The organism is Streptomyces sp. RLA123 (assembly GCF_056270165.1).
In genome coordinates, this window is record NZ_JBWDOR010000003.1 from 2,601,010 (window position 1) to 2,624,047 (window position 23,038).

The 23,038-nt window shown below is 71.2% G+C and carries 24 protein-coding genes, 5 tRNA genes and 1 pseudogene; 7 read left to right on the top strand and 23 right to left on the bottom strand.

The window, feature by feature from the left end; all coding sequences use genetic code 11:
• Positions 1 to 62 precede the first annotated feature (62 nt).
• The 3 genes from RV983_RS11595 to RV983_RS11605 form a co-directional block, all read right to left on the bottom strand.
• The gene (locus tag RV983_RS11595) at positions 63 to 596 is read right to left on the bottom strand and encodes a hypothetical protein (protein WP_475985720.1); all 534 of its coding nucleotides are present in this window, start codon (positions 594 to 596) and stop codon (positions 63 to 65) included.
• A gap of 95 nt (positions 597 to 691) precedes the next feature.
• Positions 692 to 2,890 carry an ATP-dependent DNA helicase RecG gene (gene recG / locus RV983_RS11600; RefSeq protein WP_475985721.1) on the bottom strand — a complete coding sequence of 733 codons (2,199 nt, stop codon included), beginning with the start codon at positions 2,888 to 2,890 and terminating at the stop codon, positions 692 to 694.
• A 399-nt stretch (positions 2,891 to 3,289) separates the two neighbouring features.
• On the bottom strand, positions 3,290 to 4,945 hold the full coding sequence (locus RV983_RS11605) for a DAK2 domain-containing protein (protein ID WP_475985722.1): 1,656 nt from the start codon (positions 4,943 to 4,945) through the stop codon (positions 3,290 to 3,292).
• A 277-nt stretch (positions 4,946 to 5,222) separates the two neighbouring features.
• Between RV983_RS11605 and rpmB the strand changes: the two genes are divergently transcribed.
• Positions 5,223 to 5,408, top strand: a complete 186-nt coding sequence (gene rpmB, locus RV983_RS11610; RefSeq protein WP_014628431.1) for a 50S ribosomal protein L28 — start codon at positions 5,223 to 5,225, stop codon at positions 5,406 to 5,408.
• Positions 5,409 to 5,491: 83 nt separating this feature from the next.
• Here the strand turns inward: rpmB and thiD are convergent, their stop codons facing one another.
• Both thiD and RV983_RS11620 read right to left on the bottom strand, forming a co-directional pair.
• Positions 5,492 to 6,283: a bifunctional hydroxymethylpyrimidine kinase/phosphomethylpyrimidine kinase gene (thiD, locus tag RV983_RS11615; protein WP_475985723.1), complete on the bottom strand. Its 792-nt coding sequence runs from the start codon at positions 6,281 to 6,283 to the stop codon at positions 5,492 to 5,494.
• A 22-nt stretch (positions 6,284 to 6,305) separates the two neighbouring features.
• Positions 6,306 to 7,265, bottom strand: coding sequence for a thiamine-phosphate kinase (locus tag RV983_RS11620; protein WP_475985724.1), 960 nt, complete (start codon positions 7,263 to 7,265; stop codon positions 6,306 to 6,308).
• Positions 7,266 to 7,426: 161 nt separating this feature from the next.
• Between RV983_RS11620 and RV983_RS11625 the strand changes: the two genes are divergently transcribed.
• Both RV983_RS11625 and RV983_RS11630 read left to right on the top strand, forming a co-directional pair.
• On the top strand, positions 7,427 to 7,660 hold the full coding sequence (locus RV983_RS11625; RefSeq protein WP_319659755.1) for an Lrp/AsnC family transcriptional regulator: 234 nt from the start codon (positions 7,427 to 7,429) through the stop codon (positions 7,658 to 7,660).
• A 52-nt stretch (positions 7,661 to 7,712) separates the two neighbouring features.
• The gene (locus RV983_RS11630; RefSeq protein ID WP_475985725.1) at positions 7,713 to 8,177 is read left to right on the top strand and encodes a DUF3515 domain-containing protein; all 465 of its coding nucleotides are present in this window, start codon (positions 7,713 to 7,715) and stop codon (positions 8,175 to 8,177) included.
• Between the two features lie 18 nt (positions 8,178 to 8,195).
• Here the strand turns inward: RV983_RS11630 and RV983_RS11635 are convergent, their stop codons facing one another.
• Genes RV983_RS11635 through RV983_RS11645 form a run of 3 tightly spaced genes read right to left on the bottom strand, consistent with a single transcriptional unit; the run spans position 8,196 to position 11,083 of the window.
• Positions 8,196 to 9,332 (bottom strand): D-alanine--D-alanine ligase family protein, encoded by a 1,137-nt coding sequence (locus RV983_RS11635; RefSeq protein WP_475985726.1) that lies wholly within the window; start codon positions 9,330 to 9,332, stop codon positions 8,196 to 8,198.
• A 27-nt stretch (positions 9,333 to 9,359) separates the two neighbouring features.
• Entirely contained in the window at positions 9,360 to 10,361 is a 1,002-nt protein-coding gene (locus RV983_RS11640) for an NAD(P)H-dependent glycerol-3-phosphate dehydrogenase (protein WP_475985727.1), read from the bottom strand.
• Positions 10,358 to 11,083: a lysophospholipid acyltransferase family protein gene (locus tag RV983_RS11645; protein ID WP_475985728.1), complete on the bottom strand. Its 726-nt coding sequence runs from the start codon at positions 11,081 to 11,083 to the stop codon at positions 10,358 to 10,360. The genes RV983_RS11640 and RV983_RS11645 overlap by 4 nt, the downstream gene beginning before the upstream one ends.
• A 176-nt stretch (positions 11,084 to 11,259) precedes the next feature.
• On the opposite strand from RV983_RS11645, the gene cofC reads away from it, so the two are divergent.
• Complete coding sequence (gene cofC, locus RV983_RS11650) at positions 11,260 to 11,949, top strand: 2-phospho-L-lactate guanylyltransferase (protein ID WP_475985729.1); 690 nt, start codon at positions 11,260 to 11,262, stop codon at positions 11,947 to 11,949.
• Positions 11,950 to 12,011: 62 nt separating this feature from the next.
• The gene (locus RV983_RS11655) at positions 12,012 to 12,230 is read left to right on the top strand and encodes a hypothetical protein (protein WP_319659761.1); all 219 of its coding nucleotides are present in this window, start codon (positions 12,012 to 12,014) and stop codon (positions 12,228 to 12,230) included.
• Positions 12,231 to 12,333: 103 nt separating this feature from the next.
• On the opposite strand, the gene RV983_RS11660 is transcribed toward RV983_RS11655, so the two are convergent.
• From RV983_RS11660 to leuC, 4 genes are all read right to left on the bottom strand, one after another.
• Positions 12,334 to 12,939 (bottom strand): HU family DNA-binding protein, encoded by a 606-nt coding sequence (locus RV983_RS11660; protein ID WP_475985730.1) that lies wholly within the window; start codon positions 12,937 to 12,939, stop codon positions 12,334 to 12,336.
• A gap of 123 nt (positions 12,940 to 13,062) precedes the next feature.
• Positions 13,063 to 13,296 (bottom strand): SCO5555 family protein, encoded by a 234-nt coding sequence (locus RV983_RS11665; RefSeq protein WP_475985731.1) that lies wholly within the window; start codon positions 13,294 to 13,296, stop codon positions 13,063 to 13,065.
• A 145-nt stretch (positions 13,297 to 13,441) separates the two neighbouring features.
• The gene (leuD, locus tag RV983_RS11670) at positions 13,442 to 14,035 is read right to left on the bottom strand and encodes a 3-isopropylmalate dehydratase small subunit (protein WP_475985732.1); all 594 of its coding nucleotides are present in this window, start codon (positions 14,033 to 14,035) and stop codon (positions 13,442 to 13,444) included.
• A 5-nt stretch (positions 14,036 to 14,040) separates the two neighbouring features.
• Positions 14,041 to 15,462 (bottom strand): 3-isopropylmalate dehydratase large subunit, encoded by a 1,422-nt coding sequence (gene leuC, locus RV983_RS11675; protein WP_475985733.1) that lies wholly within the window; start codon positions 15,460 to 15,462, stop codon positions 14,041 to 14,043.
• Positions 15,463 to 15,620: 158 nt separating this feature from the next.
• Here leuC and ndgR point away from each other — a divergent pair, with 158 nt between their 5' ends.
• Complete coding sequence (gene ndgR, locus RV983_RS11680) at positions 15,621 to 16,337, top strand: IclR family transcriptional regulator NdgR (protein ID WP_475985734.1); 717 nt, start codon at positions 15,621 to 15,623, stop codon at positions 16,335 to 16,337.
• Positions 16,338 to 16,362: 25 nt separating this feature from the next.
• On the opposite strand, the gene RV983_RS11685 is transcribed toward ndgR, so the two are convergent.
• Positions 16,363 to 16,854 (bottom strand): DUF4188 domain-containing protein, encoded by a 492-nt coding sequence (locus RV983_RS11685; protein ID WP_475985735.1) that lies wholly within the window; start codon positions 16,852 to 16,854, stop codon positions 16,363 to 16,365.
• A 133-nt stretch (positions 16,855 to 16,987) separates the two neighbouring features.
• Here RV983_RS11685 and RV983_RS11690 point away from each other — a divergent pair, with 133 nt between their 5' ends.
• Positions 16,988 to 17,632, top strand: a complete 645-nt coding sequence (locus RV983_RS11690; RefSeq protein WP_475985736.1) for a MerR family transcriptional regulator — start codon at positions 16,988 to 16,990, stop codon at positions 17,630 to 17,632.
• An 81-nt stretch (positions 17,633 to 17,713) separates the two neighbouring features.
• Here RV983_RS11690 and RV983_RS11695 read toward each other — a convergent pair.
• The 10 genes and pseudogenes from RV983_RS11695 to RV983_RS11740 all read right to left on the bottom strand — a co-directional run bounded on the left by RV983_RS11695 (position 17,714) and on the right by RV983_RS11740 (position 22,531).
• Positions 17,714 to 17,786, bottom strand: a tRNA-Glu gene (locus RV983_RS11695).
• A 16-nt stretch (positions 17,787 to 17,802) separates the two neighbouring features.
• A tRNA-Gln gene (locus RV983_RS11700) sits at positions 17,803 to 17,874 on the bottom strand.
• A gap of 12 nt (positions 17,875 to 17,886) precedes the next feature.
• Positions 17,887 to 17,959: transfer RNA gene (locus tag RV983_RS11705), tRNA-Glu, on the bottom strand.
• 28 nt (positions 17,960 to 17,987) lie between these two features.
• Positions 17,988 to 18,060, bottom strand: a tRNA-Glu gene (locus RV983_RS11710).
• A gap of 19 nt (positions 18,061 to 18,079) precedes the next feature.
• A tRNA-Gln gene (locus RV983_RS11715) sits at positions 18,080 to 18,151 on the bottom strand.
• Positions 18,152 to 18,236: 85 nt separating this feature from the next.
• A complete protein-coding gene (locus tag RV983_RS11720) occupies positions 18,237 to 18,956 on the bottom strand; it encodes an HAD family hydrolase (RefSeq protein ID WP_475985737.1) in 720 nt (239 codons plus the stop codon).
• Between the two features lie 23 nt (positions 18,957 to 18,979).
• Positions 18,980 to 19,909, bottom strand: a complete 930-nt coding sequence (locus RV983_RS11725) for a pseudouridine synthase (RefSeq protein ID WP_475985738.1) — start codon at positions 19,907 to 19,909, stop codon at positions 18,980 to 18,982.
• A 65-nt stretch (positions 19,910 to 19,974) separates the two neighbouring features.
• The gene (gltX, locus tag RV983_RS11730; protein ID WP_475985739.1) at positions 19,975 to 21,459 is read right to left on the bottom strand and encodes a glutamate--tRNA ligase; all 1,485 of its coding nucleotides are present in this window, start codon (positions 21,457 to 21,459) and stop codon (positions 19,975 to 19,977) included.
• Complete coding sequence (locus RV983_RS11735) at positions 21,452 to 22,243, bottom strand: fumarylacetoacetate hydrolase family protein (protein WP_475985740.1); 792 nt, start codon at positions 22,241 to 22,243, stop codon at positions 21,452 to 21,454. Before RV983_RS11735 ends, gltX begins: the two co-directional genes overlap by 8 nt.
• An 86-nt stretch (positions 22,244 to 22,329) precedes the next feature.
• A pseudogene (locus RV983_RS11740) lies at positions 22,330 to 22,531 on the bottom strand (hypothetical protein).
• Positions 22,532 to 23,038 lie beyond the last annotated feature (507 nt).

Below are 23,038 nucleotides of genomic sequence, written 5' to 3' on the forward strand. Positions count from 1 at the left end.
TCATTCGTCTCGTGGGCGGGCGGAGCGGCACCCTGGGGCGCCGCTCCCCCACGATACGTAGGTCAGTCCCGGCCCTGCTCGCCCCCGGCCTCCGGCGCGGGCGAACCCACCAGCGCCGGCGAGGCGTAACGCGACCAGGACAGGCACCCGTCGGGCGGGCAGTACTCGGGGCGGCGCGGGTCGTGGCCGAGTTCGCGCAGCTTCGTCCGCAGGGAGTCGGGAGTGCGGCCGAAGCGGGCGGCTATCCGGGCGACGGAATCGCCGTCGTGGAACCGGCGGACCAGTTCCTCCTCGTGCTGCGGCACCCAGGGGGCGCCGTGCCCCGGGAACAGCTCCCGCAGCACGTCGCGGTCCGGGATGGGCTCGGCCACGTCGGCCACGAGCGCGAGCGCCCGCAGCGCGCGGTTGAGGGCGATGCGCAGGGACGCGACGTCGGCCAGCGGCAGGGTGAGCGTGCCGGAGGCGAGGAGGGTGTCCGGGTCGTCCTCGGACCAGCCGGCCAGGGAGAGGGTCACGGTGCTGTCGTCGTCGCTGGAGAGCTCGATCCGGAAGACCTTCTCACCGAGCGGCAGTTCGTTGAGATGACGGAACGACATGAAATCAGCCCCCAAAGGTCCAACTACGCCGATTCCCGAGCGGATCGGCGCGGACTGTGTCCATTCTCCCAGGAGGGTCTGACACTGACGGTCCGTCAGCCCTTGTCGAGATACTGCTCCCGGTCCGCGTCGACCAGGCTCTCCAGGGCACTGCGCAGATCGGGCTGCCCGGCCAGTTCGGGGTCCGCCGCGACCAGCGCGACGGCCTCCTCGCGGGCGGCCTCGATCACGTCCTCGTCGTCGATGACGGTGAGCATCCGCAGCGAGGACCGGGTCCCGGACTGCGCCTGCCCGAGCACGTCGCCCTCCCGGCGCTGCTCCAGGTCGATCCGGGACAACTCGAACCCGTCCAGCGTCCCTGCCACGGCGTCCAGCCGCGCCCTGGCCGGGCTCGCCTCCGGCATCTCGCTCACCAGCAGGCACAGCCCCGGCGCCGAACCGCGGCCGACCCGGCCGCGCAACTGGTGCAGCTGCGAGACGCCGAAACGGTCCGCGTCCATGATCACCATGGCGGTGGCATTGGGGACGTTGACGCCGACCTCGATCACCGTCGTCGCGACGAGCACGTCCACCTCCCCCGCGGCGAAGCGGCGCATCACGTCGTCCTTGGCGTCCGGATGCATCCTGCCGTGCAGGACCTCGACCCGCAGGCCTGCCAGCGGCCCCTTCACCAGCTGCTCGGCGATCTCCAGCACCGCCAGCGGCGGCCGCCGCTCCGCCTCGTCCTCCGCCGACTTCTTCTTCTGCGTGTCCGCCTCGTCGTCCGAGTCGCCGATGCGCGGGCACACCACGTACCCCTGGTGGCCGTTCTCGACCTCCTCGCGGACCCGTTCCCACGCGCGCGACAGGAAGTGCGGCTTGTCCTTGGCCGGCACCACGTGCGTCGCGATCGGCGAACGGCCGGCGGGCAACTGGTCCAGCACGGAGGTCTCCAGATCACCGAAGACCGTCATCGCGACCGTGCGCGGGATCGGCGTCGCCGTCATCACCAGCAGATGCGGCGGCTGCTTCGCCTTGCCCCGCAGCGCATCGCGCTGCTCGACCCCGAAGCGGTGCTGCTCGTCGACCACGACCAGGCCGAGGTCGTGGAACTGCACCTTGTCCTCGATCAGCGCGTGCGTGCCCACGACGACGCCGGCCTCGCCCGTCACCAGGTCCAGCAGCGCCTGACGGCGCGCGGCGGCCCCCATGGAACCGGTCAGCAGCACCACCTTCGTGCCCAGTTCGGAACCGCCCAGCAGACCCGCCTCGGCGAGGTCGCCCATCATCTCCTTGATCGACCGGTGGTGCTGCTGGGCCAGCACCTCCGTCGGCGCCAGCATCGCGGCCTGACCGCCCGCGTCCACGACCCCGAGCATCGCGCGCAACGCCACCATCGTCTTGCCGGAACCCACCTCGCCCTGCAGCAGGCGGTGCATCGGGTGGTCCGTCGCCAGATCCGCGAAGATCTCCGCCGACACGGCCTCCTGGCCCTCCGTGAGCGTGAACGGCAGCCGTGCGTCGAACGCCTTCAGCAGCCCGTCCCGCGCCGGTACCCGCGGCACCGCCGGCAACGCCGACTCCGCGGCCCGGCGCCGCGCGAGGGCCACCTGCAGCACGAACGCCTCGTCCCACTTCAGGCGGTCCTTGGCGACGGCGATGTCCGCCTTCGTCCGCGGCCGGTGGATCTTCTCCAGTGCCTCCGGCAACGGCACGAGCCCGTGCGACTCGCGCAACGCGCCCGGCAACGGCTCCCCCGTCCCGGCCCACTGCGTCGCCCCCAGCGAGGTCAGCACCGTGTCCAGGGTCTTCGCGATCGTCCACGAATTGACCTGCTTGCACGCCGGATAGATCGGCATCAGCCGGCCCGCGAAGGCGTCGACGGCCCCCTTGTCCTCCTCGGCGTCCAGCAACTGGTACTCCGGGTGCGCCAGCTGCAGCGCACGGTTGAACACCGACACCTTGCCGGCGAACATGCCACGCCGGCCCGGGAGGAGGTCCTGCTCCGGCTTGAACACCCCCCGGCCGAAGAACACCAGCGTCAGCGAGCCGCTGCCGTCGGTGACGACCACCTCCAGGCGTGCCTTGCCCGGGCCGTAGGTCTTCTTCGTCGCCTTCGCCACGCGCGCGACGACCGTCACGTGCTCGTCGAGGGGAAGGTCCGACAGGCGCGTCAGCTCACCGCGCTCGGCGTAGCGGCGCGGGTAGTGGTGCAGAAGGTCCCCGACGGTGTGCAGGTCGAGGTGGTCGGCGAACACCTTTGCGGTGCGGCCGCCGACGGATTTTGCGAGCGGTTCGTCAAGGGCAGCAGACATCGCGTCCATCTTTGCGCACGCGGCGGACATCGCGAGCGTGCCAGGCGCTGCGCTTGCTGTGCCGGGTTTTCTCCCCGCCCGCCCTCCCTCCCCCAAACCTTCGGCCGGGGGTGCCCCCAGCCCTGTGAAGTCAGGGCGCCCCGACGCGCGTTTCGTGGGGGGCGGGTTCGGGGCCTCCGGGGCCGGCCATTGTGGACAGCACATTGAGGTGCCTTCGGCCGGGGGTGCACCCACCACCCCCGCCCCCTCCGTTGTGTTCGCGCCTGATCCCCGGTGGGGGTGCAGAGGCGGCCGCGGCTCGCGCCATCGTCGGCGCAGCGGAGCCGCCGCGGGAGAGATCGCCAACGGGCAGCCCGGGCTCGGTGCCGTCTCTCCCCCCACCGGGGAGGGGCGGGAGAACTACTCGACGCCGATGAGGAGCGGGCACCGCTCCTGCCCCCCCGCGTACACCACCGTGTCCACCGCGAGGTGACTGTCCCGGACGTGCGCCTCGAGCCGCCCCGCCAGATCGGCCGGCGCGTCCGCGCCCAGCACGAGGGTGACCATCTCCCCACCCGCCGCCAGCATCCGGTCGAGCACCGTGATCCCGGTCTCGACGAGGCTGCCGCCGATGATGGCGACATCGCCGTCGATGAGGCCGAGGACGTCGCCGGCCTGGCAGACACCCGCCATGGTCCATGACTGCGTCTCCGCGACGGCGAGTTCGGCGTAGCGCGTGGCGCCGGCCGCGGAGGTCATCGCGACGACGTCCTCGTCGAAGCGCCGCGTGGGCTCGTGGACGGCGAGGGCGGCGATGCCCTGGACCGCGGACCGCGTGGGGATGAGGGCGACCCGGACCCCGTCCGCACGGGCCTGTTCGGCCGCGGCCCCGGCCGCGTGCCGCAGTTCGACGTCGTTGGGGAGGAGCACGACCTCGCGGGCGTACGCGCGGCGGATGGCCTCCGCGATCTCGCCGCTGGCGGGCGGCTCCCCGGGCCGGACGGCGATGACCTCGGCGCCGGCCGCGGCGCACAGCGCGGCGAGGCCGTCGCCGCGCACGACCGCGACGACGGCGCGCAGGGCGGGTTTGCCGCGCTGCCCGCGGGCGCCGCGCTCGTGAGCGCGGGCCTGGTCGCCGAAGTGGGTGACCTTGATGCGGTGCGGCCGTCCGGCCTCGATCCCGGCCTCGATGGCGGCGCCGACGTCGTCGACGTGGACGTGGACGTTCCACAGGCCGTCGCCGCCGACGACCACCAGGGAGTCTCCGAGCCCGTCGAGTCTGCTGCGCAGGCCGCCGACGGCGGTGTCGGGCGCGTCGAGGAGGTAGACCACCTCGAAGCCGGGGCCGCCGGGCACGACGTGCGGATCGCCGGTGTCGCCGCCGGGCGCGCAGCCGAACGGGAGGGCGGGGCCCTTGGGGAGGGCGTCGACGAGCGGGCCCATGGGGGCCTGTCCGGAGACCGCGTCCGCGAGAGCGCCCAGGACGGCCACGAGCCCCCGGCCGCCGGCGTCGACCACACCGGCGTTCCCGAGGACGTCCAACTGCGCGGGGGTCGCCGCGAGTGCGCGGCGCGCGCCCTCGTACGCGGCCCGGGCCACCGCCCAGGCGTCGGCGGCCGCGTCCGCCGTGGCGGCGGCGGCTTCGGCCGCGGCGGTCGCCACGGTGAGCATGGTGCCCTCGACGGGATGGGCGACCGCCTGGTACGCGGACTCCGCGGCCCGGCGCAGCGCGGGCCGCAGGTCCCCGGAGCCGGAGGCGAGCACTTCGGTCATGCCGCGCAGCAGTTGGGCGAGGATCGTGCCGGAGTTGCCGCGGGCCCCGATGAGGGCGCCGTGCGCCATGGAGCGCAGGCACGAGGAGAGGTCGGGCTCGGTCCCGGAGGCGGCGTGACCGTCGAAGACCGCGTCCACGGCCTGGGCGGCGGATTCGACGGTGAGGTACATGTTGGTGCCGGTGTCCCCGTCGGCGACGGGATAGACGTTGATCGCGTCGATCTCCTCGCGCGCCCGGCCGAGTGCCTGAAGGGCGAGCCGGCACCATACGCGCACCGCGGGGGCATCGAGCGTCGGCGGCACGTGTTCCTCCTGCGGGGGGGGGCGGCCAGGGACCTGGGGAAGAGGCAGGGTTCCGCACGCAGCGTACTGAGGCGCGGGACCCGGCGGGGGACCGGGCCGTCCCGCTGACCATGGTAATTTCGAGGGACAGGAGCGGACGTAGTATGCTGCTCCGGTTGCCTGGGGCTGTCCCGGGCCGTCCCTCGGTACCACCGGTTTTCCCTCAAATTATTTTGAACGGACATCCGACACCGGCGGGATCTATCCGTTAGTGCATCTGAAGTCTTTGGAGTGACCCGTGGCTGCCAACTGCGACGTCTGCGGCAAGGGGCCGGGCTTCGGCAACAACATTTCGCACTCGCACCGCCGTACCCGCCGTCGTTGGAACCCCAACATCCAGACGGTGCGTGCAGTGGTCGGGCGGACGCCGAAGCGCCTCAACGTCTGCACCTCGTGCATCAAGGCCGGCAAGGTCGCGCGCTGACGCATTCGACGTCGTAGCGCAGCCTTGCGGCTACTCGAAGCCGGTCCACCTCAGGGTGGACCGGCTTTCTGCCGTACCCGCGTTCAGCCGCGCTGCCGCCACGCGTGGTCGACCGGCCCGATGCCCCCGCCCAGGGGGAAGCCCGCGGCGATGGCGCCGGTGACGTACTCCTTGGCGGCGTCGACCGCGTCCGGGACGTCCAGGCCGCGGGCGAGGTAGGAGGCCACGGCGGAGGCGAGCGTGCATCCGGTGCCGTGGGTGTGACGGTTGTCATGGCGGGGGGCGCGCAGCCAGTGCTCCCGGGTACCGTCGGTGAGCAGGTCCACCGCATCGCCGTCCAGGTGACCGCCCTTGATCAGCGCCCAGCGCGGGCCGAGGGCCAGAACAGCGGCGGCGGCCTCGCGCAGCGCGGGCTCGCCGTCCACCACGACGCCGGTGAGTTGCCGCACCTCGTCCACATTCGGGGTGGCGACGGTGGCCAGAGGCAGCAGCCGGGTGCGGACCACGTCGACGGCGTCGGCGGCCAGTAGCGAATCGCCGTGCTTGGAGACGCCGACCGGGTCGACGACCACGGGAACGCCCAGCGGGGCCAGCAGTTCGGCGACGGCCTCGACAAGGGCGGGCGAGGAGAGCATGCCGGTCTTGACGGCCTGTACGCCGATGTCGTCGACGACGCTGCGGAACTGGGCGCGTACCGCGTCGACCGGGAGCTCCCAGGCGCCCTGCACTCCGAGCGAGTTCTGCGCCGTGACGGCCGTGATCACGCTCATGCCGTGCGTCCCGAGGGCCAGCATCGTCTTGAGGTCGGCCTGGATGCCCGCGCCGCCGCCGGAGTCGGAGCCGGCGACGGTGAGCACACGCGGTGGGATCGTCATACGGCGAATCTAGTCGTCGCCCTCACTCGTCGCCGAAGTGGTCCCAGCCGCCCGCCGACTCCCAGGGCGCGCCGTCAACGGTGACCTGCGGGGAGGTGGTGGCCTTCACCACGCGGCCGATCACCCGCCAGCGGGCGGGCAGCTTGGTGTCCGGCGGGAAGGCCGCGACAAGGGCGTGGTCCTCACCGCCGGTGAGCACCCAGTGCAGCGGGTCGACGCCGACGGCCTGCCCGATGTCGGCCATCTGTGCCGGGACGTCGACGTCGGCCGACGTCAGGTCGATGGTGACGCCGCTGGCCGCGGCGATGTGCCCGAGGTCGGCGACCAGTCCGTCGCTGACGTCGGTCATCGCGGTCGCGCCGAGCTCGGAGGCGGCCGGCCCCGCGTGGTACGGCGGTTCGGGCCTGCGGTGGGCCTCGACGAAGGCGCGCGGGGAGCGGAAACCGCGGGCGAGCACGGCGAGTCCGGCCGCGGACCAGCCGAGCCAGCCCGTGACGGCCACGATGTCGCCGGGCCGCGCCCCGGACCGGGTGACGGGTTCGCGGTTGCGCAGGTCGCCCAGCGCGGTGATGGAGACCATGATCGTGTCGCCGCGCACGACGTCGCCGCCCACCACGGCCGCCCCCGCCACCTGGCACTCGTCACGGATGCCGTCCATCAGCTCCAGCGGCCAGGTGACCGGAAGGTCCGCCGGGACGACGAGGGCGAGCAGCACGGCGGTCGGCACGGCGCCCATCGCGGCGATGTCCGCGAGGTTCTGCGCGGCGGCCTTGCGGCCCACGTCGTAGGCGGTGGACCAGTCCCGGCGGAAGTGCCGCCCCTCCACGAGCGCGTCGGTGGTGGCCACGACGCGCCGGTCCGGCGCGGTGACGACGGCGGCGTCGTCGCCCGGCCCGAGCCGTACGGCGGGGCTGGAGGTGAGCCGCGAGGTCAACTCCCTGATGAGCCCGAACTCCCCCAGCTCGCCCACGGTGCCCTTCATCCCACTGTCCCCTTCACCTGGCCGGTCCTGTTTCTGTTCTGTCATCGCTTCCGTGGCGGCTTTCGGGCGTCCGGTACCGCGCGGGTCTCCCCGCAGCGTGCGGCGACGCGGTACCGTGACGTTCCCTCCCACATGATCCTCGTAGCCGCCCTGGAGGTTCCGTGGTACAGGCGTACATTCTGATTCAGACCGAGGTCGGTAAGGCCTCGGCAGTAGCGGAGGTGATCTCCAAGATTTCCGGGGTGATCCAGGCCGAGGACGTCACCGGGCCGTACGACGTGATCGTGCGTGCCCAGGCGGAGACGGTCGACGACCTCGGTCGTCTCGTGGTGGCGAGAGTGCAGCAGGTGGAGGGCATCACCCGCACGCTCACCTGCCCGGTAGTCCACCTCTAACCCCCTGTAGGCTCCGCGGGTGATGTATCGCCGCCGGGTCGTGCTTGTCTCCGTGTCCGCCGTCGCGTGCCTCTCCGCGGCGGCGGTCTACGTGTCCGCCGACGGAACTCCCGCCAGCGGGGTCGCCGTACCGTCACCCTCCGCCGAGGCCGCCACGCTGTGCGGCAGCCTCCACGACGCGTTGCCGCACCGGGTGGACGGGCTGTCCGCGCGGTCGTTGTCGCCCGTCTCCGCCCTCACTGCCGGTTGGGGGGATCCTACGGTGGTACTGCGTTGCGGTGTGCCCCGGCCCGAGACACTGACACCGGGCAGCGCGGCGTACAACCCCACCGCGGACGCGGTGGACGTCAACGGGGTGAGCTGGCTCATGGAGCAGACCGGCGACGGCTACCGCTTCACGACCACCGGGCGCGCGACGTTCGTCGAGGTGAGCGTGCCGGCGAAGTACGCACCCGAGGTCAACCCGCTGGCCGACCTCGGGAACGCCGTCAAGAAGTCCATCCCGACCGAGCTCTGAGGTCCCGGGGGTTCGGGATCAGCGCAGTCCGGTGGGGCGGCGCAGGGCGGCCTGGATGAGCCGGTCCACGAGCTCCCGGTAGTCGACCCCGCTCTCCCGCCACATGCGCGGGTACATGGAGATCGGCGTGAAGCCCGGCATTGTGTTGATCTCGTTGATCACGAACTCGCCGCTGTCCAGCAGGAAGAAGTCCGCGCGGACCAGGCCCTCGCACGACGCCGCGTCGAACGCGGCCACGGCGAGCCGCTGGACCTCGGCGGTCTGCTCGGCGGTGAGCGGCGCGGGGACCAGGCCCTCGGCGGAGTCGATGTACTTCGCCTCGAAGTCGTAGAAGTCGTGCGCGGTGACCGGCGGGATCTCGGCCGGCACCGAGGCCCGCGGGCCGTCCTCGAACTCCAGGACACCGCATTCGATCTCGCGGCCCCGCAGCAGCGACTCCACCAGCACCTTGGGGTCGTGGCGGCGGGCTTCCTCGATCGCCTCGTCCAGGCCCGCGAGGTCGTCGACCTTGCTGATGCCCATGGAGGAGCCGGCGCGGGCCGGCTTCACGAAGACCGGCCAGCCGTGGTCCGCGGCGAAGTCCACGACCTTCTTGCGGGCCGCGGCGGGATCGCCGTCCCACTCGCGCGGCCGGATCACGACATAGGGACCGACCGGCAGGCCGAAGGAGATGAAGACGCGCTTCATGTACTCCTTGTCCATGCCGACGGCCGAGGCGAGCACGCCCGAGCCGACGTAGGGCACACCCGACAGTTCCAGCAGTCCCTGGAGAGTGCCGTCCTCGCCGTACGGACCGTGCAGCATGGGGAAGACGACGTCGACGTCGCCGAGCGCCTTGGGCACCGAGCCGGGTTCGCTGTACACGACCTCCCGGCTGGCCGGGTCGACCGGCAGGAACACCGAGCCCTCCGCGGTCTCGGCGAGCTGGGCGACGTTGGGCAGCGCGCGGTCGGCGATCGCCATCCGGGACGGGTCGTCGGTGGTCAGCGCCCAACGTCCGTCGCTGGTGATGCCGATCGGCAGCACGTCGTACTTGTCGCGGTCGATGGCGCTCAGCACGGCACCCGCGGTGACGACCGAGATGGCGTGCTCGGAACTGCGTCCGCCGAAGACGACCGCGACGCGCGGCTTGCGTGAAGAAGGCTGAATGCTCATGTCGCGTTGACCCTACCGTCCCGGACGTCAGCGCTCCGACTTGGCGGACCGCGACATCAGCTCCTTGACCGCGACGACCGGCTGCTTGCCGTTGTGGACGATGTCGACCACGGTCTCGGTGATGGGCATGTCGACACCGTGCCGCCGTGCCAGGTCGAGCACCGACTCGCAGGACTTGACGCCCTCGGCGGTCTGCCGGGTGACGGCGATGGTCTCCTCCACCGTCATGCCCTTGCCGAGATTGATGCCGAAGACGTGGTTGCGGGACAGCGGTGAGGAGCAGGTGGCGACCAAGTCGCCGAGGCCCGCCAGACCCGAGAAGGTCAGCGGGTCGGCGCCGAGCGCGATGCCGAGCCGGGTGGTCTCCGCCAGACCGCGCGTGATCAGCGAGCCCTTGGTGTTGTCCCCCAGCCCCATGCCGTCGGCGATGCCGACGGCGAGGCCGATGACGTTCTTGACGGCGCCGCCCAGTTCACAGCCGACCACGTCGGTGTTGGTGTAGGGGCGGAAGTACGCGGTGTGGCTGGCGGCCTGGAGCCGCTTGGCGACCGACTCGTCGCGGCAGGCGACGACCGAGGCGGCGGGCTGCCGGGCGGCGATCTCCTTGGCCAGGTTGGGTCCGGACAGCACGGCGACGCGTTCCGGGCCGGCCTGGGCGACCTCGGCGATGACCTCGCTCATTCGCTTGGCGGTGCCGAGTTCGACGCCCTTCATCAGGCTGACCAGCACCGAATCGGGCGGCAGCACCGACTGCCACGCGGCCAGGTTGCCGCGCAGCGTCTGCGACGGTACGGCGAGGACGACGAACTCGGCGTCCTGGGCGGCCTCCGCGGGGTCGGTGGTCGCCGTGATCGCCGCGGGCAGTTCGACGCCGGGGAGGTAGCCCGGGTTGGCGTGGGTGCTGTTGACCGCCTTGACCACCTCGGGGCTGCGCCCCCACATGGTCACCCGGGCCCCGGCGTCTGCGAGCACCATCGCGAAGGCGGTGCCCCAGGAGCCGGTGCCGTAGACCGCGCAGCGCGTCGTCACTTGCTGGTTCCCCTCTGCTTGCGCGGGTCGAAGCGCTCGGACGGCGGGGTCGCGCCGCGCAGTTCTCCGAGCAGGTCGCTGATCGAGGCCATGATGACGTCCGTGGCCTCCCTGAGCACCTCGGCGGTGAGGTCCTGCCCGTAGTACGCGGACAGGTCCACCGGCGGACCGGCGAGCACCCTGAGCGTCTTGCGCGGGAAGAGCCGGACCTTGTTCTCCTTGGCGTACGGGGGGACGGCCTCGTTGGCGCCCCACTGCGCGACCGGGATGACGGGCGCTTTGGTCATCAGCGCGACACGCGCGACGCCGGTCTTGCCGACCATCGGCCACATCTCGGGGTCGCGGGTCAGCGTGCCCTCGGGGTAGAAGGCGACGCACTCGCCGGAGTTGATGGCGTCCACCGCGGAGCGGAAGGCGTCGGCGGCGTCGGTGCTCTCCCGGTACACGGGGATCTGTCCGGTGCCGCGCAGGATCGCCCCGACGAACGCGGGCTTGAACAGCGGCGCCTTCGCAAGGAAGCGCGGGACCCGCCCGGTGTTGTACTGGAAATGCGCGTACGACAACGGGTCGAGGTACGAGTTGTGGTTGACCGCCGTGATGAATCCGCCGTCGGCCGGAATGTGCTCCATTCCCTGCCAGTCCCTCTTGAACAGGACGACGAGCGGCGGTTTCGCGATGACTGCTGCGAGCCGGTACCAGAAGCCGATTCTGCGGCGGGACACCAGAACTCCTCCTCGTTCCGCCGCCGACCCGGGATCACCGGATCGCGGCCGTGCTGTGGGACGGCGCACCGTCGTACGGCCGGTGCAGCCGCACAAGTGTCGCCGGTAAGCCACCGTAACGCCAGGGTGGAGCGGCGGTGGCGGTGGCCTCGGGAAACCCCGAGCACAATAGTTCGGTGTCGGTAGCAGTGAACTCGTCGAAATGGTCACTCGTGGTTCCGCTGAAGCCCTTGGCCGAGGCCAAGAGCCGGCTCGCGACGGCCGCCGGGCCCGTGCGGCCCGGGCTGGCACTGGCTTTCGCCCAGGACACCGTGGCGGCGGTGCTGGCCTGCCCCGCGGTCCTGGACGTGACGGTCGTCACGGACGATCCCCTCGCCGGCGCCGCGCTGACGGCGCTCGGGGCCCGAGTGGTGGCGGACTCCCCCGCGGCGGGGCTCAACGCCGCGCTGGGGTACGGCGCCGACCATGTCCGCCGGCTGCGCCCGGAAGCCGCTGTGGCGGCCCTCAACGCCGATCTCCCGGCCTTGCGGCCCCCGGACCTGGCGATGGTGCTCGACGCGGCCGCTCAACGCCCTGGACGGGCATTTCTGGCCGACACGGCCGGAATCGGCACCACGCTGCTGGCGGCGACGGCCGGGACGCCACTGGATCCGGCCTTCGGCGGCGCCTCACGAGCCCGTCACCGGGCCTCCGGCGCACGCGAGATCACGCTGCCGGGCGTGGACTCCGTGCGCCAGGACGTGGATACGGGCGAGGACCTGCGGGCCGCCCTGGTCCTGGGCGTCGGTCGACACACGCGCGAGCTGCTACGGGCCCGGCCGGTGGCAGCACCGGGCCGGGAGGTGAGCCCGGCCGAGCCGGCGTGAACCGGGGCTGCGGCACCGGCGGGGCCGGAACCGCAGGCGGGCGGCCGGATAGGCTGCCCCTCATGCAGGCGACCGCGTACACCTACGACCCCGAGACCCGCGCCGGCAGCGTACTGCTGGACGACGGGACGCCGCTGCCCTTCGACGCGGCGGCGTTCGACGCCGGGGGGTTGCGGCTGCTGCGGCCCGGTCAGCGGGTGCGCATCCGCACCGAAGGCAGCGGCGAGGCACGCCGGGTGGTCTTCGTGACGCTGCAGACCTTCGCCGACCCCGGGGCCTGAGGCAGCGGGAAGCGGCGCGGGCACGGGAGGCACCGGAACAACGCAGCGGGCCGGGCGCCCCCGAGGGGGTGCCCGGCCCGTCGCTGTGTCGGGTCGGTGCCGGCTACCGCTTCGCGGCGCGCTTGGTGGCCGTCTTGCGGACCGCCGACTTGGCGGGGGCCTTCTTGGCCGGCGCCGTCTTCTTGGCGGTGGCCTTCTTGGCGGTGGTCTTCTTGGCCGCCGCCTTCTTGGCCGTGGTCTTGGCGGCCGTGGTCTTCTTCACGGTGGTCTTGGCGGCCGTGGTCTTCTTGACCGCCGCCTTGGCGGTGGCCGCCTTCTTCGCCGTGGTCTTCTTGGCGGCGGCCTTCTTCGTGGTGGCCTTGGCGGTGACGCCGCCGGTCAGGCTGCCCTTGGGCGCCTTCTTGACGGAGACCTCGCCGGCCTTGGGGAGCTTCTTCGTCCCGCTCACCAGGTCCTTGAAGCCCTGGCCGGCGCGGAAGCGCGGCACGGAGGTCTTCTTGACCCGGACCCGCTCCCCGGTCTGCGGGTTGCGGGCGTAGCGGGCGGGACGCTCCACCCTCTCGAACGAACCGAAGCCGGTCACCGAGACCCGGTCGCCGTTGACGGTCGCGCGGACGATGGCGTCCAGGACCGCGTCGACCGCCTCAGCGGCCTGCTGACGGCCGCCGAGCTTGTCGGCAATCGCTTCAACGAGCTGCGCCTTGTTCACGTCTTCCCCTTCGGAAACTTGCCCGGCGATGAGTTCGGGCCTTTTTCGCACGCTAGGCGGATATATACCGCAAATCAAATACGAAACGGGCGAATCACCCTTGTGCCGCAACGAACTCCGGGCTCAGGAAGGCTCTTGATCGGGGAATCGGCCTTCGTCGAGGTCCTTCATCAGATCCTCCAGACGCCTTGCCGCACCTGCGAGATCGTGCTTCGAGGCGGCGGTGATGACGAGAAGTTTCCGGGCCAACTGCACCCGGACTTCCTCCGCCACTTGCAGACCCGCCACACGGGTGTGGGCCTGCTTCAACCTGGCAGCGAGGAACGCGTACAGCTCGAGTTGGCCATCGTGTTCCATGTGCCGATTGTGTCATCTGCGGTGAGTTGTCACGAGGTGTGGAGCCGAACACGCCGCAGCGCCCCCCGCCCGGTGGGGGCGGGGGGCGCTGCGGGACGACGGAAGACCGGCGGCGCGGACGCGCCTCGCGGGGGCCGGAAAGGGCTCAGACCTGCAAAGTCCGCGGCTTGTAGGAGGGACGCCCGGCCTCGTAGGCGGCGATGTCGGCCTCGTTCTTCAGGGTGAGGCTGATGTCGTCCAGGCCGTTCAGCAGCCGCCAGCGGGCGTTGTCGTCCAACTCGAAGGGCGCGGTGATGCCCTCGGCCCTGACCTCGCGGGTCTGGAGGTCCACGGTGATCTCGGCGGCCGGGTCGGCCTCGGTGAGCTCCCACAGCCGCTCGACCGTCTCCTGCGGCAGGATCACGGTGAGCAGGCCGTTCTTCAGCGAGTTGCCACGGAAGATGTCGGCGAAACGGGAGGAGATCACGGCCTGGAAACCGTAGTTCTGCAGCGCCCACACGGCGTGCTCGCGGGAGGAGCCGGTCCCGAAGTCGGGGCCGGCGACCAGAACCCCGGCGCCCTTGCGCTCGGGCTGGTTGAGGATGAACTCGGGGTCCTTGCGCCAGGCCTCGAACAGGCCGTCCTCGAAGCCGTTGCGGGTGACCTTCTTCAGCCAGTGGGCCGGGATGATCTGGTCGGTGTCGGTGTTGCTCCGGCGCAACGGGACCGCCCGGCCGGTGTACGTGGTGAAAGCTTCCATGGTTCTCAGGCCTCCAGGACGGCGTCGCCGGGCAGATCGGCGGGGGACGAGAGGTGGCCGTTGACCGCGGTGGCCGCGGCGACCTGGGGGGACACCAAGTGGGTGCGGCCGCCCTTGCCCTGCCGTCCCTCGAAGTTGCGGTTGGAGGTGGACGCGGAGCGCTCACCGGGCGCCAGTTGGTCGGGATTCATACCCAGGCACATCGAGCAACCCGCGTGCCGCCATTCGGCGCCGGCCTCCTTGAAGACCTGGTCCAAGCCCTCCTCGACGGCCTGCAGCGCGACCCGGACCGAACCGGGGACGACCAGCATGCGCACACCGTCGGCCACCTTGCGGCCCTTGACGATCGACGCGGCCGAGCGCAGGTCCTCGATGCGGCCGTTGGTGCAGGAGCCGACGAAGACGGTGTCGACCTCGACCTGCCGCAGCGGCGTTCCGGCCTCCAGGCCCATGTACTCCAGCGCCTTCTCGGCCGCCAGCCGGTCGCTGGGATCGGCAAAGGACGCCGGGTCCGGTACGGAGGCGCTCAGCGGAGCACCCTGGCCGGGGTTGGTGCCCCAGGTGACGAACGGCGACAGTGAGGCGGCCTCGATGACGACCTCGTGGTCGAAGACGGCGTCCTCGTCGGTCCTCAGCGTCTCCCAGTAGGAGACCGCGGCGTCCCAGTCCTCGCCCTGCGGGGCGTGATCACGGCCCTGGAGGTAGTCGAAGGTGGTCCGGTCCGGGGCGATCATGCCGGCCCTGGCGCCCGCCTCGATCGACATGTTGCAGATGGTCATCCGGGCCTCCATCGAGAGCTTCTCGATGGCGGAGCCGCGGTACTCGATGACATAGCCCTGGCCGCCGCCCGTACCGATCTTGGTGATGATCGCCAGGATCAGGTCCTTGGCCGTGACGCCCTCGGGCAGTTCGCCGTCGACGGTGATCGCCATGGTCTTGAACGGGGCCAGCGGCAGCGTCTGGGTGGCCAGCACGTGCTCGACCTGGCTGGTGCCGATGCCAAACGCCAGCGCGCCGAAGGCGCCGTGGGTGGAGGTGTGGCTGTCGCCGCAGACCACGGTCATGCCCGGCTGCGTCAGGCCCAGCTGCGGGCCGACCACGTGCACCACGCCCTGCTCGACATCGCCCAGCGGGTGCAGCCGCACCCCGAACTCGGCGCAGTTCTTGCGCAGCGTCTCCAGCTGCGTGCGCGAGACCGGGTCGGCGATCGGCTTGTCGATGTCGAGGGTCGGGGTGTTGTGGTCCTCGGTCGCGATGGTGAGGTCCAGCCGGCGCACCGGACGGCCGTTCATCCGCAGACCGTCGAAAGCCTGCGGGCTCGTGACCTCGTGGAGCAGATGCAGGTCGATGAAGAGGAGGTCGGGCTCGCCTTCGGCGCGCCGCACGACGTGATCCTCCCAGACCTTTTCCGCGAGTGTCCTGGCCATCGCATTCCCTCCGACCGGCCGCGTTGCCGGCCTGTTCGTCGTTGCCGGACGTCTCCACCCCTTGTGCGGATGGGGGCTCCGGCCCTGTTCATCCAGCGTGCCGCGTTCACGGAAAAATTGAACTTGCGTTTCACAGAGTGAGACGCGAGTATCGTTGCATGGACAACAGTAGTGGCGTCGGCGTTCTCGACAAGGCGGCTCTGGTGCTCAGCGCGCTGGAGTCCGGTCCGGCCACCCTGGCCGGACTCGTGGGCGCCACGGGTCTCGCCCGCCCCACCGCGCACCGTCTCGCCGTCGCACTGGAGCACCACCGCATGGTCGCCCGCGACATGCAGGGACGCTTCATCCTGGGCCCCAGGCTCTCCGAACTCGCCGCCGCGGCGGGCGAGGACCGTCTGCTGGCGACCGCCGGCCCGGTGCTCACGCACCTACGGGACATGACCGGCGAAAGCGCGCAGCTCTACCGGCGCCAGGGCGACATGCGCATCTGCGTCGCGGCCGCCGAGCGGCTGTCCGGACTCCGGGACACCGTGCCCGTCGGATCCACCCTGCCGATGAAGGCGGGCTCCGCCGCCCAGATCCTGATGGCCTGGGAGGAGCCGGAGCGGCTGCACCGCGGCCTGCAGGGAGCCCGTTTCACCGCCACCGCGCTGTCGGGCGTGCGCCGCAGGGGCTGGGCGCAGTCGATCGGCGAGCGCGAACCGGGTGTGGCGTCCGTCTCCGCTCCGGTGCGCGGACCGTCCAACCGCGTCGTGGCGGCCGTGTCCGTCTCCGGTCCCATCGAGCGGCTGACCCGGCACCCCGGCCGCATGCACGCCCAGGCCGTCGTGGACGCCGCGGGCCGGCTGTCCGAGGCGCTGCGCCGCACCGGCTGAACCGCGGCGACGCTCCCACCGGCCGCTACGCCTTGGCGGCCCGCAGCCGCTCGGCCGCCGTTTCGCCGCGACGGCCCACCGGGAGGACGCCGGTCGCGGCACCGAGCCCGAAGGCGGGCATGTCGACGTACACCGACTCGTAGGAGCCGGCCGGCACGGCATAGGTCTCGTGCCATATGCCCACGCGCCCCTTGCCGGCCCGCGCACGGCGGTTGAACTCCGCCCACGCGGGCCGGTGCTGTCTGTCCTGCTGGGAGGCGTAGGCGATCAGCTGTTCCTTGGTCGCCCAGTACTGCACGACATAGAACAGCCTCGGTGAGCCCAGCAGCAGTTGGTAACCGAGGAATCCGCCGCTCGGGTCCTGCGACAGCTCGCGCAGCATGCGCGGCATCGCCATGAAGGCCGGCAGCCAGCTGCGCAGTGCCCACAGGCGGTTGATCCGCATCCCGATGTGGAAGACGACGACCTCCCCCTCCGCGGCAGCCGTGTTGCGGCCCGGAATCAGCGTTACGGACATGACTCTCCCCCCTCACCCATGACGGACACCCGGCACCCGTCGGCCGAGACCCGTACCCGGCATGGGCACTGATTGGATAGTGGCACTATCCATGCTTAGATAGTGCCACTATCCAGTGGAGGGCGCAAGAGGAATGCGACTGTCGGAACTGAGCGAGCGCAGCGGCGTGCCGACGGCGACGATCAAGTACTACCTGCGCGAGAGCCTGCTGCCACCGGGCCGTCGCGTCACGGCCACCCAGGCCGAGTACGGCGAGGATCACCTGCGCCGGCTCTGCTTCGTACGGGCCCTGATCCAGGTCGGCAAGGTGCCCGTGGCCACCGCCCGCGAGGTGCTCGCCGCGGTGGAGGACAAATCGCTCAACCAGCACATGCGGCTGGGCGCGGCCACGTTCGCGCTGCCGCACGGCCCGGAGCCCGACGAGGACGACCCGGCGACGGTCACCGCCCGCCGGGAAGTGGAGCTCCTGATGTCCGGGCTCGGCTGGGCCTGCGGAGGCGAGCGGCACGACCACTCCCCCGCGTACCGGATGCTCGTGGCCGCTGTTGCCGCACTCACCCGGCTCGGATACCCCAGCGGGGCACGGCACTTGGAGCCCTACGCCCGTCTCGCCGCCGAACAGGCCGTGCACGACCTGGATCTGGTCGAGCTCTACGACACCCCGCTCGAACAGGCCGCCGCCGCCGTGACGCTGACCGTGCTCTACGAGCCCGTGCTGCTGAGCCTGCGCCGGCTCGCCGAGGCCGAGGAGTCCTTGCGGCGCTTCGGAGTTGAGTGACGCGACGGGGCGCGAAGCGCCCTGCGAAGAGCGGAGAGACAAAAGAGGCCCCCCGCCGAAGCGAGGGGCCTCTTCCTGATGTACCCCCGACCGGATTCGAACCGGCGCTACCGCCTTGAGAGGGCGGCGTGCTAGGCCGCTACACAACGGGGGCAAGTCAGTTGACTACGCTGGGGTACCAGGACTCGAACCTAGACTAAATGAACCAGAATCACTCGTGCTGCCAATTACACCATACCCCATGGTGTGTCAAGTACCCCCGACCGGATTCGAACCGGCGCTACCGCCTTGAGAGGGCGGCGTGCTAGGCCGCTACACAACGGGGGCCCCTAGCGATCCCTGCAAGAGAGATCAGTACCCCCGACCGGATTCGAACCGGCGCTACTGCCTTGAGAGGGCAGCGTGCTAGGCCGCTACACAACGGGGGCTCTGCAGAGAAGAACTGCGCTGGGGTACCAGGACTCGAACCTAGACTAACTGAACCAGAATCAGTCGTGCTGCCAATTACACCATACCCCACCAAAACACAACCCCCCGTGGGGGGTGTTGTTTGGCGTGCGCTCCGGACCGGCTTTTCGGCCCGCCCGGCGGCGCAGGAAGAACATTACCCGATCGAAGACGGGGCTCCAAAACGGGTATCCGCCGCCAGGAGGGCCGGCAGCTGTGCCAGTCCGGTGATCCGTCGCAGGTCGGGGGCGGTGACGCTACCCGTTCGGTCCAGCCACACACCGTGAAGACCTGCGGCGTTCGCCCCGCGCGCGTCGGTGTCCGCCTTGTCCCCGACGTACGCCACCTCGGCCGGCGGCAGGCCCAGCGCCTCGCACGCGGCCAGGAAGGCCTCCGGCGCCGGCTTGGCGTACCCCAGTTCCCGTGAGCAGAGCAGGCACTCGAAGCGGTCCCGCAGGCCGAGCCGGGCGAGCTTGCGTTCCTGGTGGGCGGTGGCGGAGTTGGAGAGCAGCCCGTGCCGGAAGCCGGGCGTGAGCGCGTCGAGGGCGGGGACGACGTCGGGGAAGACGGCCCAGGCGGCCTCGAAGTGGAGGTAGTAGGCCGCGAACCACGCGTCGGCCGCCTCACCGGACACGGCCGGGCCCAGGAGGGCGCGGACCCGCTCCCTGCGCTGCTCCGCCCAGGTGATCTCGCCCGCGAGGAAGCGTCCGTAGTGCAGGTTCATCGCCTCGCGCCAGCGCGCGACGGCCCGGTCCTCGTCCTCGAAGGCGGAGAGCAGTCCCTCGCTCCGCAGATGGCCGAGCACGCCCGCGCGTTCGGCCCCCGAGTAGTCGAAGATCGTGTCGTCGATGTCCCACAGCACGGCGCGGATCGGCATGCCCGGACTCTAGCGGTGCGGGTCTACGCGGATTCCGGGGGGAGGCGCAGCGTCCGGCGGCTGACGAATCGGCGGTGCTCGCCGGTCACCGGGTCGTCGAACTCCAGCAGCCGGGCGAGCAACTGGAGGGGGCGGCCGAAGTCGCCGGGGGCGGGCTCGGGCAGGACGTCGGGATAGACGGGGTCGCCGGCGATGGGCAGGCCGAGGCTGTTCATATGGACGCGCAACTGGTGGGTGCGGCCGGTCTCCGGGTGCAGCCGGTAGCGGGCCAGGGCGCCGTGGCGGGACAGGAGTTCCACCCGGCTTCGGGCGTTGGGCGGGCCGGGGACCTCCCGCGCGGCGATGACCCCGCGCTCCTTCTCCATCCGGCTCTCCACGGTGCGCGGCAGTTCCAGCGCGGGATCGAACCCGGCCAGGGCCTCGTACTCCTTGCGCACCCGGCGGTCGCGGAAGACGGTCTGGTAGGCACCGCGCAGTTCGGGGCGGATCACGAACATCACCACGCCCGCCGTCAGCCGGTCGAGGCGGTGGGCCGGGCTGAGCGCGGGCAGGCCGAGGTCGCGGCGCAGGCGGGTGAGGGCGGTCTCGGTGACGTGACTGCCGCGCGGGGTGGTGGCGAGGAAGTGCGGCTTGTCGACGACCAGCAGCGCGTGGTCCCGGTGCAGCACCTCGACGGCGAACGGGACGGGGACCTCCGGTGCGAAGTCCCGGTGGAACCAGAGGAAGGCGCCCGGCCGGTAGGGCGCGTCGGGGGGCACGGGCCCGTCGGCGGCGTGGATCTCCCCGGCCGCCAGCATCGTCTCGACATGCTCCGCGGGCACGGCCGTCAGCCGCTCCACCAGGTGGTCGCGCACCGACGTCCAGGGCCCGGCCTCCGGCAGCCGCAGGCGCACCGCGTCGACCCCGTGGCGCTGGGGCAGCGGGGAGGGCGGGGGCTTGGGCCTGCGTCGCATCGGTGCTCCGGAAGCGTGCCGCCCCGGGTCCGCGGGGGAACCGGGGCGGTCGCGCGTGCCTTCCGTCAGCCGGCGAGCTTCGCCAGCGCGGCGTCGACGCGGGCCAGGGTGCGCTCGCGGCCGAGCACTTCGAGGGACTCGAAGAGCGGCAGGCCGACGGTACGGCCCGTCACGGCGACCCGGACCGGTGCCTGGGCCTTGCCGAGCTTGAGGCCGTGGGTCTCGCCGGCGGCGAGGACGGCGGCCTTGAGGGCCTCGGCGTTCCAGTCGGCGGCGGCGAGGTTCTCCCGGGCGGTGGCGAGGAGCGCGGCGGCGGCCGCGGGGTCCTTCATCGCCTTGTCCCAGGACGCCTCGTCCTCCACCGGCGCGCCGAGGAAGAGGAAGTCGACGTTCTCGGTGATCTCGGAGAGCACGGTCAGCCGGGTCTGGGCGTGCGGCGCGATCGCCTCGAAGGCCGCCTGGTCGAACGCCTCGGGTGCCCAGGGGGCGTGCGGGGCCTTCAGCCACGGGCCGCACGCCTCGGCGAACGTCTTCACGTCCAGCATGCGGATGTGGTCGGCGTTGATCGCCTCGGCCTTCTTCAGGTCGAAGCGCGCCGGGTTGGCGTTGACCGCGTCGATGTCGAAGGCGGCCACCATCTCCTCGACGGAGAAGACGTCACGGTCGGCGGAGAGCGACCAGCCGAGCAGCGAGAGGTAGTTCAGCAGGCCCTCGGGGAGGAAGCCGCGCTCCCGGTAGAGGTTGAGGGAGGACTGCGGATCGCGCTTGGAGAGCTTCTTGTTGCCCTCGCCCATGACGTACGGCAGGTGGCCGAAGTGCGGGGTCGTGCCGTTGCCGACGCCGAGTTCGGCCAGCGCCTTGTAGAGCGCGATCTGCCGCGGGGTGGAGGACAGCAGGTCCTCGCCGCGCAGCACGTGCGTGATCTCCATCAGCGCGTCGTCGACCGGGTTGACCAGGGTGTAGAGCGGGGCGCCGTTGGCCCGGACGATGCCGTAGTCGGGCACATTGTCCGGGCTGAAGGTCAGCTCGCCGCGCACCAGGTCGGTGAAGGTGATCGGCTCGTCGGGCATGCGGAAGCGGACGATCGGCTCGCGGCCCTCGCGCTCGTACGCTTCGATCTGCCCGGCGGACAGGTCGCGGCAGTGGCCGTCGTAACCGGACGGGCGGCCGGCGGCGCGGGCGGCGTCGCGGCGCCCGTCGAGCTCCTCGGTGGTGCAGTAGCACTTGTAGGCGTGGCCGGACTCCAGCAGCCTGGCGGCGACGTCCTGGTAGACGTCCATGCGCTGCGACTGGCGGTACGGCGCGTGCGGGCCGCCGACCTCGGGGCCCTCGTCCCAGTCGAAGCCGAGCCAGCGCATGGCCTCCAGCAGCTGCTGGTACGACTCCTCGGAGTCGCGGGCGGCGTCGGTGTCCTCGATACGGAAGACGAGGGCGCCCTGGTGGTGGCGGGCGAACGCCCAGTTGAACAGGGCGGTGCGGACCAGGCCCACATGGGGGTTGCCGGTCGGCGACGGGCAGAAACGTACGCGTACGGGTGCTGCGCTAGTCACGCTTGATCACCTTGTTGGTGAGAGTGCCGATGCCTTCGATGGTGACGGCGACCTCGTCGCCGACATGGAGCGGTCCGACACCGGCCGGTGTGCCGGTGAGGATCACGTCGCCGGGGAGCAGTGTCATCGCCTCGGAGATGTGGACGATCAGGTCCTCGATGGAGCGGATCATCTGGCTGGTGCGGCCGGCCTGACGCAGCTCGCCGTTGACGGTCGCGGTCACCGCGAGGTCGCCGGCGGCCGCGAGGTCGAGACCGGTCTCGATCCAGGGGCCGATGGGGCACGAGGAGTCGAAGCCCTTGGCGCGGGCCCACTGCTTCTCGGCTTTCTGGGCGTCGCGGGCGGTGACGTCGTTGGCGCAGGTGTAGCCGAGGATCACGTCCTGGACCCGCTCACGGGGGACCTCGCGGCACAGCCGGCCGATCACCACGGCGAGCTCGGCCTCGTAGTGCACCTCGTGCGAGAAGGAGGGGTAGGCGATCGGGTCGCCGGGGCCGATCACCGAGGTGGACGGCTTGAAGAAGGCGACCGGTACCTCCGGGACCTCGTTGCCCAGTTCCGCGGCGTGTTCGGCGTAGTTGCGGCCGATGCCGACGACCTTGCTGGGCAGTACGGGCGGCAGCAGCCGCACCTTGCTCAGCGGCACCTTGGTGCCGGAGCGCTCGTACTCGGCGAACGGGATGCCCTTGATGATGTCGAGAACGAGTCCGTCCGGGACGGACTCGTCGCCCTCGACGACGCCGAAGGCGACATTGCCGTCGATGGAGAACCTGGCGATGCGCACGGGAAGCAGCTCACCTCACTGGCCGGAGACTGACGCTCCAGGTTATCCCGGGGGTGCTGCCCTCTTCCGTCCGGCGAGCCGGAGGCTCAGTCCGCCGGCTGGTTCTCCAGGTTGTTCACGACCGTGCGGCGCGGGTTGGCGGTCTGCCGCGGCAGGATCACGACGGGGGCCTCGCCCTCGACGGCCGGTACGACCTCCGTGGTCCGCATTCTCCTCGGCGTCCGTGAGGTGCGCGAGGGTGGTGCGGCGCGGATTGGCTATGGGTCGCATGATCATGGTCGTCTTCATGGGGCGGTCAGAACCTCGTGGAGTCCGGGCGCCCAACCGGGCGCAGCTTGACGTAATACACGGTCGTGTCAAACGTCAATCTATCTGGCGGGCATTCCCCTTTCCGGGTGACCGACACGGGCACGCCCCTGTGATTTTGCTCACCAAGTGGTTGACAAGAAGGGCGAATCGGACGGCCGGCCGTTGCCTGCGAACCCGACATCACGGAAGATCCACAACATTTGCACCCTCCGACCGCCGGCCGACTCATGCAGGCAGAGGCCCATGAGCGGCCGTACGTGCCCGAATTGACCGTCCCCGCCCGAATGTGGCCGGACACCGCGTGATGCACCCAGTGCACTGAGTCACGTATTCCACTCGATACCCGACGGGCCTTGTTGGAGGTCCGGCACTGTGCTGGAATTCCCCGGACCGCCGTATCAACAGATGCCGGCGCGCAAGGGGGAGCGTGCGATCGCCGACCGGCGGTGGCTACCAACGGGTACCTGCCGGGGGGCGGGACTCCAC

What these genes read in the sequence shown, in the direction of transcription:
- RV983_RS11595 (WP_475985720.1), bottom strand. Translation starts at nt 596, where the DNA reads ATGTCGTTCCGTCATCTCAACGAACTGCCGCTCGGTGAGAAGGTCTTC.
- recG (WP_475985721.1), bottom strand. Translation starts at nt 2,890, where the DNA reads ATGTCTGCTGCCCTTGACGAACCGCTCGCAAAATCCGTCGGCGGCCGC.
- thiD (WP_475985723.1), bottom strand. Translation starts at nt 6,283, where the DNA reads ATGACGATCCCACCGCGTGTGCTCACCGTCGCCGGCTCCGACTCCGGC.
- RV983_RS11620 (WP_475985724.1), bottom strand. Translation starts at nt 7,265, where the DNA reads ATGAAGGGCACCGTGGGCGAGCTGGGGGAGTTCGGGCTCATCAGGGAG.
- RV983_RS11635 (WP_475985726.1), bottom strand. Translation starts at nt 9,332, where the DNA reads ATGAGCATTCAGCCTTCTTCACGCAAGCCGCGCGTCGCGGTCGTCTTC.
- RV983_RS11655 (WP_319659761.1), top strand. Translation starts at nt 12,012, where the DNA reads ATGCAGGCGACCGCGTACACCTACGACCCCGAGACCCGCGCCGGCAGC.
- RV983_RS11665 (WP_475985731.1), bottom strand. Translation starts at nt 13,296, where the DNA reads ATGGAACACGATGGCCAACTCGAGCTGTACGCGTTCCTCGCTGCCAGG.
- leuD (WP_475985732.1), bottom strand. Translation starts at nt 14,035, where the DNA reads ATGGAAGCTTTCACCACGTACACCGGCCGGGCGGTCCCGTTGCGCCGG.
- leuC (WP_475985733.1), bottom strand. Translation starts at nt 15,462, where the DNA reads ATGGCCAGGACACTCGCGGAAAAGGTCTGGGAGGATCACGTCGTGCGG.
- ndgR (WP_475985734.1), top strand. Translation starts at nt 15,621, where the DNA reads ATGGACAACAGTAGTGGCGTCGGCGTTCTCGACAAGGCGGCTCTGGTG.
- RV983_RS11685 (WP_475985735.1), bottom strand. Translation starts at nt 16,854, where the DNA reads ATGTCCGTAACGCTGATTCCGGGCCGCAACACGGCTGCCGCGGAGGGG.
- RV983_RS11690 (WP_475985736.1), top strand. Translation starts at nt 16,988, where the DNA reads ATGCGACTGTCGGAACTGAGCGAGCGCAGCGGCGTGCCGACGGCGACG.
- RV983_RS11720 (WP_475985737.1), bottom strand. Translation starts at nt 18,956, where the DNA reads ATGCCGATCCGCGCCGTGCTGTGGGACATCGACGACACGATCTTCGAC.
- RV983_RS11725 (WP_475985738.1), bottom strand. Translation starts at nt 19,909, where the DNA reads ATGCGACGCAGGCCCAAGCCCCCGCCCTCCCCGCTGCCCCAGCGCCAC.